7 protein-coding genes are annotated in these 8,243 nt (G+C 71.1%); 3 read left to right on the forward strand and 4 right to left on the reverse strand.

Annotated elements, in window-relative coordinates:
- Positions 1-11: 11 nt before the first annotated feature.
- Entirely contained in the window at positions 12-1,328 is a 1,317-nt protein-coding gene (locus B0W88_RS27235; RefSeq protein ID WP_077037714.1) for an ATP-binding protein, read from the reverse strand.
- Positions 1,329-1,523: 195 nt separating this feature from the next.
- Between B0W88_RS27235 and B0W88_RS27240 the strand changes: the two genes are divergently transcribed.
- The 3 genes from B0W88_RS27240 to B0W88_RS27250 are packed head-to-tail and all read left to right on the forward strand — an operon-like array spanning position 1,524 to position 5,836.
- A complete protein-coding gene (locus B0W88_RS27240) occupies positions 1,524-1,895 on the forward strand; it encodes an Hpt domain-containing protein (protein WP_158080955.1) in 372 nt (123 codons plus the stop codon).
- Positions 1,896-1,910: 15 nt separating this feature from the next.
- Complete coding sequence (locus B0W88_RS27245; RefSeq protein WP_083749104.1) at positions 1,911-4,157, forward strand: bifunctional diguanylate cyclase/phosphodiesterase; 2,247 nt, start codon at positions 1,911-1,913, stop codon at positions 4,155-4,157.
- Positions 4,157-5,836, forward strand: coding sequence for a GGDEF domain-containing protein (locus tag B0W88_RS27250; RefSeq protein WP_077037715.1), 1,680 nt, complete (start codon positions 4,157-4,159; stop codon positions 5,834-5,836). Before B0W88_RS27245 ends, B0W88_RS27250 begins: the two co-directional genes overlap by 1 nt.
- 21 nt (positions 5,837-5,857) lie before the next feature.
- Here B0W88_RS27250 and B0W88_RS27255 read toward each other — a convergent pair whose 3' ends face one another.
- The 3 genes from B0W88_RS27255 to B0W88_RS27265 form a co-directional block, all read right to left on the reverse strand.
- A complete protein-coding gene (locus B0W88_RS27255) occupies positions 5,858-6,130 on the reverse strand; it encodes a hypothetical protein (protein ID WP_158080956.1) in 273 nt (90 codons plus the stop codon).
- Positions 6,131-6,239: 109 nt separating this feature from the next.
- Entirely contained in the window at positions 6,240-7,592 is a 1,353-nt protein-coding gene (locus B0W88_RS27260; RefSeq protein ID WP_077037717.1) for a methyl-accepting chemotaxis protein, read from the reverse strand.
- A 34-nt stretch (positions 7,593-7,626) separates the two neighbouring features.
- Positions 7,627-8,243 (reverse strand): histone deacetylase family protein (locus B0W88_RS27265; protein WP_144006999.1); only part of this gene is annotated, 617 nt, incomplete at its 5' end.

Below are 8,243 nucleotides of genomic sequence, written 5' to 3' on the forward strand. Positions count from 1 at the left end.
CTGCCAGGTCGCTAGGCCTCGAGGGTGAAGTAGAACCTCGCGCCCTGCCCCGGTTCCGACTCCGCCCAGATCTCCCCGCCATGCCGGCGCACGATGCGCTGCACCGAGGCCAGGCCCACGCCGGTGCCGGGGAAATCGCTGGCGCTGTGCAGGCGCTGGAAGGCGCCGAACAGGCGGTCGGCGAAGCGCATGTCGAAGCCGGCGCCGTTGTCGCGCACGCAGAACACGCGCCGGCCGTCCTCGCCCAGCGCGCAGCCCAGGCTCACCCGCGGATGCTCGCACTTGCCGGTGTACTTCCAGGCATTGCCCAGCAGGTTGTCCAGCAGCATGCGCAGCAGCATCGGGTCGCCGCGCACCGGCAGCGGCTGCTGCAGCTGCACCTCGACGCCGCGCTCCGGGGTCGCGCGGCGCAGTTCGTCGATGACCTGAGCGGCCAGCGCGGACAGGTCCAGCGGCTCGTCGGCCAGCGGTTGCGCGGAGAGCCGGGCGAGCGAGAGCAGCGCGTCGATCATGCCGTTCATGCGGCCGGCGGCGCCGGCCACGCGGTCCAGGTGGTCGTTGCCGACGCGGTCCAGCTTGCCGCCGTAGTCCTCCTTGAGAATGCGCGCGAAGCCCTCGACCACCCGCAGCGGCGCGCGCAGGTCGTGCGAGACGGTGTAGCTGAAGGCCGCATGTTCCTCGATCAGCGCCGCCGCGCCGCTGGGCAGCGCGCGGTCCTCGACCAGCCGCCGCGCCGTGCCCTGGAAGCCGGTGAAGCGGCCGTGCTGGTCCTTGCAGGCGATGCCGCGCAGCAGCCAGCGCTCGCCGCTGCCGTCGGTGGCACGCACCGCCAACTGGGCGAATGCCGCACCGGCCTCCAGGCGCTCGCGCAGCGTGGCGCCGGCCTCGGCCAGCTCGAAGCGCTCCCACAGCGGCTGGGTGGCCGCCAGCATCATGCCGCCGGCCCACGCGGAACTGGGCGCACCCTGCGGCGCCTGCCAGCGGCGCAGGTGATGGCCGGCATCGGTGGCCCATTGCCAGTCGGGCTGCAACTGGCTCAGCAGCTGCACCTGGCGGCGCGCCTCGCCCAGCGACTCGCCCAGGCGACGGCGCGTCAGCCGCACGCCGGCATGCCAGCCCAGGCCCGCCACGCCCAGCAGCAGCACGCCGCTGAAGATCAGCGTTAGCGCCACGGCGCCGGGCGAGAGCTGCACGCCGTCCTGCAGGGCCAGCAGCAGCCCCATGCAGACCAGCCCTGCCAGGCCGCCCAGGGTCAGGCCCAGCAGCAGAGCCGCAGCTCGACCGGGACCACGCGGGGTGGCGATGCCGGCGTCGCTGAGGCTGTTCATGCGCCGCCCGGCCGCCCGAAGGCGCATGCCGCCCCCTCGGGGGGCAGTGAACGAAGTGAGCGTGGGGGCAGCATGCGCGGCATTGTAGGAGCGGGCATCGGGCGCTCCGGAGTGCGCTTGAATGCGGGGTTAGCGGCCGGCCCCGGGGCGGCCTCGATTGGCTGCCGCCGCGGGCTCGGGCATGATGGGGGCATCATGTCGACGATGCCTCCTCCCACTCTGCTGGACGAACCCACGCTGGCCCGGTTGCGTCAACTCGACCCCGGCGGCGCGGCCCGACTGCTGCCGCGGGTGATCGCCGCCTACGCGACCTCGCTCGAACGCCTGCTGCCCGATCTCGCAGCCGCCCGCGCGGCCACGCCGGTCAACCTCACCGTCGTCCGCCACGTCAGCCACACGCTGAAGTCGTCGTCTGCAAGCCTCGGCGCCCTCCATCTTGCTGAGGTCTGTGCCGAAATCGAGACAAAAGCACGGTCCGGTGAGACCTTGGGGCTCGACACTCTGCTTGACAATATGCTCAGCGAAATCGACCAAGTGCGCCTGGCCCTGAAGGCCTTGCCGATCTGACCGAGACTCTCCTACATGACCCCCGTCGGTTCCCAACTCGATCCCGATCTGCCCGGGCAACCCAAGGTGCTGCTCGTCGACGACGACGAGGTCAACCTGCTGCTGACGGCCATCGCCCTGCGCGAGCGCGGTTTCGAAGTGACCGAGGCCCGCAGCGGCGCCGAAGGCCTGGCCCTGCTGGCCCAGACCTCGCCGGACCTGATCGTGCTGGACGCGATGATGCCGGAGCTGGACGGCTTCGAGACCTGCACGCGGCTGCGCGAGATCCCGGGCTTCGAGTCGACCCCGGTGCTGATGCTGACCGGCCTGGACGACGACGCCTCGATCACCCGCGCCTACCAGGTCGGCGCCACCGACTTCTTCGTCAAGAGCCCGCAGTGGAGCCTGCTGGCGGGGCGCCTGCGCTACCTGCTGCGGAGTTCGCGGACGCGCATCGAGCTGGAGCGCAGCAAGGCCAAGCTGGCCCGCGCCCAGAAGCTCGCCCGCATGGGCAGCTTCGAGTGGCACCGCGGCACCACCGGCTTCACGCTGGCGGCCGAGGCGCTGCGGGTGTTCGGCCGCAGCCCGGCCGAGCGGCTCGATTTCATCGGCGTGATGCGCATGGTGCCGCGCGAGGACCGGGCGCTGTTCCTGCGCCTGCTGCGCGACGTGATGAGCCACAACTCGGTGCTGATCACCGACCTGCCGGTCACGCTGCTCGACGGCCGCCAGCGCGTCGTCCACATCGAGGCCGAGCCCGAGTTCAACGACCACGGCAACGCCAGCGGCTATACCGGCGTGATGCAGGACGTGACCGACCGCCACCAGGCGGAGGACAGCATCCGCCAGCTCGCGCTGTTCGACGCGCTGACCGGCCTGCCCAACCGCCGCCAGCTGATCTGGCGCGTCGAGCGGGCCATCGAGCAGGCGCGCCGCGGCAGCCATGAGGTGGGCCTGCTGCTGATCGACCTGGACCGCTTCAAGATCATCAACGACACGCTGGGCCACGCGGCCGGCGACGAGCTGCTGATCGAGGTCGGCCGCCGCCTGCGCGGCTGCGTGCGCCACTCGGACCAGGTGATGGAGGGCATGCTGGAATCGGTCGGCGGCCGTTCGCACCGCACGCTGGAGGCGGTGGGCCGCCTCGGTGGCGACGAGTTCGTGGCCCTGCTGCCCGACGTCACCGACGAGAGCGATGCCGAGCGGGTCGCCCAGCGCGTGCTCGATGCGATGCGCGAGCCGATCTTCATCGCCGGCCAGGAGTGCTTCGTCACCGCCAGCGTGGGCATCGCGCTGTACCCGCGCGACGGCGAGACGATGGCCGACCTGCTGCGCAATTCCGACGTGGCCATGTATGCCGTCAAGGCCCAGGGCCGCAACGGCGCGGCGCTCTACACTCCGATGCTGGCCGGCCAGGGCCGCGAGAAGCTGGAGCTGGAGAGCGCGCTGCACAAGGCGCTGGAGCGCGGCGAGATCGTGCTGCACTACCAGCCCAAGGTCGACGTGCGCGGCGCCCGCATGGTGGGCGCCGAGGCGCTGATGCGCTGGAAGCGCGGCGACCGCCTGATCCCGCCCGGCGACTTCATCCCGCTGGCCGAGGAGACCGGGCTGATCGTGCCGCTGTCCGAATGGGCGCTGAAGGAATCGGCCCGCCAGGCCAAGGTCTGGCAGCTGAACTTCGGCTTCTCGGACTCGATCGCGGTGAACCTGCCGAGCCGGCTGTTCGAGCGCTCCGATCTCGTCGAGCACATCCACCAGTGCGTCAGCGCCTACGGTGTGCCGCACCGCGCGATCCAGCTCGAGATCACCGAGAACAACCTGATGAAGGACCTGCAGAACGTCATCCCGGCGCTGCATCGTCTCAATGAAGTCGGCGTGGAGATCTCCATCGACGACTTCGGCACCGGCTACTCGTCCCTCGCCTACCTCACCACGCTGCCGATCTCCGAAGTGAAGATCGACCGCACCTTCGTGCGCGACCTGGGCATCACGCCGCAGAGCTCGGCCGTCGTCACCGCCATCATCGCGCTGGCGCGTGCGCTCGGCCTGCGCGTTATTGCCGAAGGCGTGGAGACGCTGCGCCAGATGGAGGTGCTGCACCGCCTGGGCTGCAGCGTGATGCAGGGCTTCCTGTTCAGCAAGCCGCTGCCGCCTGACGACCTGGAGCAGTGGCTGGCGCAGACCGTGCTGCCGCGCAAGGCGCCCTGGATCGGCCAGGCCAGCGCCGACATCCGCGGCGAGGGCACCGGCGGCAGCGACCTGCAACGCGGCATCCAACGCTGATGGACTCGCGCCGACCGGCGGCCCAGATCGCCAAGGAGGCGCTGCGCCGTCTCGCCCAGGCCCAGCAGGAGCCGACGCCAGAGAACTTCGCCCGCGCCTACGCGCAGGAGTCGGGCCAGGAGCCGCCCCCCGCCCCTGCCAGCCCGAAGGCGGACCGCGCCCAGGCCGAGCAGATGGCCCAGACCATCGACAAGCTGATGCGCGGCCTGGAACGCGGCGGTCGCTCCTGGACGCTGGCCCGCAAGAAGGACGGCGTGGCCCGCGTGCTGAGCGCCAATCGCTCCGATCCGCAACGGCTGCTGACCCGGCTCTCGCAGCTGATCACCAGCTGGGATAGCGACGGTGGCCCCGCCGCCAAGGCCGGTGGCGACGCACACGAGGAACCCGGCGGCACGCCCAGCCAGTTCTTCGAGCCCGAGGAATTCGCCAGCAGCCGCTTCGCCGAGGAGTTTGCCGCGCCGGCGGAGCCACCTCCTTCGGCGCCGAGCGTCTGGCCCGAGATCGAGACCCATCTGCACGGCACCGTCACCCACGCGCTGCGCAACCCGATCGGCCACGGCCAGGACCTGATCGCCGACCTGGACGCCGCGCAGCGCGAGCTGCTGGCCCAGGGCGCCACGCCCGAGCGCGCCGAGCAGATGCTGGCCTTGTGCCAGCGCGCCCGCCACATGCTGGACCACCGCCAGCACCTGTTCGCCGAGCTGGGCGTGCTGTGCCGCGAGCTGAGCGCGAGCATCGTCGAGCTGGCCGAGGACGACTCCTGGGCCCGCGGCCAGGCCTCGGTGATGAACGACACGCTGAACCAGGGCCTGTCGGGCCGCGGCGTGCGCACCGTCTCCGAGATGCTGCTGGGCACCCGCACCCGCCAGCGCGCGCTGCGCGACGAGCGCAGCCGTGCGCGCGAGTCGCTGAAGCTGCTGATCACCCGCATGCTGGCCGAGCTGGGCGAGCTGGGCCGGCACACCGACCGCTTCCAGAACAATGTCGGCCGCTATGCCGAGGCGGTGGAGAAGGCCGACTCGCTGGAGAGCCTGGCCGGCACCGTGCGCGAGATGGTCGAGGAAAGCCGCAGCGTGCAGAGCCTGGTCCACCAGACCCAGGAGCGGCTGACGCTGGAGCACGACCGCGCCACCGAGCTGGCCGTCAAGGTCACGCGGCTGGAGGACGAGCTGCGCAAGCTCTCCAACGAGGTGCAGACCGACCAGCTGACCCAGATCGCCAACCGCCGCGGCCTGATCGCGGCCTTCGACACCGAGCAGGCGAAAGCCGGCCGCGACCAGACGCGCATCGCGCTGGCCCTGCTGGACATCGACAACTTCAAGAAGCTCAACGACACGCTGGGCCATGCGGCCGGCGACGTGGCGCTGAAGTCACTGGCGGCGCTGGTGCAGCAGTCGCTGCGGCCGGGCGACCTGGTGGCCCGCTACGGCGGCGAGGAGTTCGTGCTGCTGCTGCCGGCCACCCCGCTGGACGAGGCGCAGCGCGTGCTGCAGCGCCTGCAGCGCGAGCTGACCAAGAGCCTGTTCAGCCACGAGGGCCGCGAGGTGTTCGTCACCTTCTCGGCCGGCGTGACGCTGTACCGCAGCGGCGAGACGCTGGAAGCCGCGCTGGACCGCGCGGACGTGGCGCTCTACGAGGCCAAGCACACCGGGAAGAACCGGGCCTGCGTGGCGCCCTGACCGCCGCCTCCCGCTGCGGGATTACCTGCCGCCGCCGTTGCCGCTGGTGCCGCCCGGGTTGCTGGCGGACGGGCGGATGCGCTCCAGCTCCATCTGCTGGAAGGCGCGCTGCTCCTGCGTCAGGGCCGGGCCGCATTCCTTCTTGGGCATCATCGAGCCGACCCGGTAGGTCTTCTCGCACTCGACCTTCGCTTCGGCCACCTGTTCCTCCTTGCCATCAGGCGGGTTGGTGGCGCAGGCGGCGGTGAACAGCGGCAGGGACAGCAGCGCGATATGGGCGATCTTCATGGACACGAGGCATTAAGGTTTCGTTAATGAATGCAGCATGCTAGCCCAGCCTCGCAGCCGTGCACCCTAGGGCCAACATCAGGCCCCCCTGCCGTCGGTCCGCCAATCGCACCGGCTAGAAATTGAACGCCAGCCTCAGCCCGCCCCAGTGCCGCCCCTTGACCACGATCGGCGCGGCCGCCTCCTTCAGCAGCACGAACTTCCCGCCGCCCATGTCGCGGCGGTAGGTCTGCAGCAGGAAGGGGCGCTGGTTGCGGGCCGAGGCCAGGCCGGTGCGGTCGTTGAAGATGCGGCGCCAGCGGCTGTTGGCGGTGTTCCAGGCCAGTTCGCCGGGGCGCTGGGCCTGGCTGTACTTGCGGTTGTGCATGGCGACATAGCCGTTGCGGTCGACCGCGATGCAGAACACCACCTTGTCGCTGAGCTGCAGGGCCTGCTCCTGCACCGCGGGGAAGAGGCGCTCGGCCAGCGGCGCGAAGGCGGTGAGATGCTGGGCCGGCTCGGTGCCGGCGACCGGGCGGTAGTGCTCGTCGAACAGCTGGGCGAGCTTGATCTGGCCCGCGTCCACCGCCTGCTCCAGCAGCGCCGAGATCTCGGCGGCGGCCTGCTGCGCGCCGGCGATGTAGCGCGAATCCTCGATCTCCAGGCCGGTCTCGGCGATCTGCTCGATCACCTCCTCCGACAGGCGCAGGAAGCGGTCGCTGCAGGAGAAGGCCACCTTGAGGCCCTGCATCGCATGCTGGACCTCGCGCTCCAGCGCGCCGGCCCGCTCGTTCAGCGCCTGCATGGTCTGGCCGCTCTGGTCGGCGCTGCGGGTGATCTGCTCGACGTCGGCCTCCACGTCCGCGAAGGCCTCGTGGATCGCGCTGCGCTGCTGCCTGGCCTGGGCCTGGGCATCGCTGCGCAACTCGCGGCTGAAGCGGTCCACCCGCTCGTCCAGCGTGGCGATGGCGCCGATGATGGCCTTGGACGAGCTCTCCACCTGCCCGGCCAGCGCCTTCACCGCATCGGCCACCACGCCGAAGCCCCTCCCCGCCTCGCCGGCCCGCTTGGCCTCCACCGAGGCATTGAAGGCCACCAGCCGGGTCTGCAGCGCGATGCGGGTGATGTCGCCGGCGGCGTCGGTCACCTGGCGCAGCGTCTGCACGATGCCGGCCACCTCCTCGCCCACGCCGCCCAGCGCCGTGCGCGCCCGCTGCACCGCCTCGCCGGTCTGCTGCGTGGCCTGCCGGATCGCCGCCTGCGAGGCCTGCACCTGCTGCAGCTGCGCCGCCAGCGCGCCCATCGCCTCGGCCTGCCCGACGACGACACGCTGCGTGTCCTCCAGCGCGCCGCGCACCTCGGCGGCATCCTTGCCGACCGAGGACATGGACTTGTAGAGCCGGCGCACCACCGCCAGCTCATTGCCGACCGGGTAATCCGTTACTTCAGCAGACCCCGCGACCTTGTTCTTCTGCTTCCACTGGAACATCGCCCTTGTCTCCCACGCGTGTTTCGCGGGGATATTAGCGACTCAGCCAGCCTTCCAGCACGCCCGCCACGTTCTCCCCCAACGCAGCGACCGCATAGCCGCCTTCCATCACGAAAACGGTCGGCAGGCGCAGCGCGGCAATCCGCTCGCCCATGGCGGGATAGTCCGCGCCGCGCAGCCTGAAGCGCGAGATCGGGTCGCCCTCGTAGGTGTCCACGCCCAGCGCGACGACGAGCGCCTCCGCGCCGTGCGCGCGTATCGCGTCGATCGCCACGTCCAGGGCCTCGCCCCAGCGCGCGAAGTCCGTGCCCACCGGCAGCGGCAGGTTCAGGTTGGCACCTTCCCCAGCGCCGGCGCCGCGCTCGTCCGCATAGCCCAGGTAGAACGGGTACTCGGTGCGCGGGTCGCCATGCAGCGAGACGGTGAACACGTCCGCGCGCTCGTAGAAGATGCTCTGCGTGCCGTTGCCGTGGTGGTAGTCCACGTCCAGCACCGCCACCCTGGCCGCACCCGCCTCGCGCAGCGCCTGCGCGGCCAGCGCCGAGTTGTTGAGGAAGCAGTAGCCGCCGTAGAAGTCGGCGCCGGCGTGGTGGCCGGGCGGGCGGGTCAAGGCCATCGCGCCCCGCGCTTCGCCGCCTGCCACCGCGCGGG

The organism is Pelomonas sp. KK5 (genome assembly GCF_001984095.1).
Classification (GTDB): Bacteria; Pseudomonadota; Gammaproteobacteria; order Burkholderiales; family Burkholderiaceae_C; genus KK5.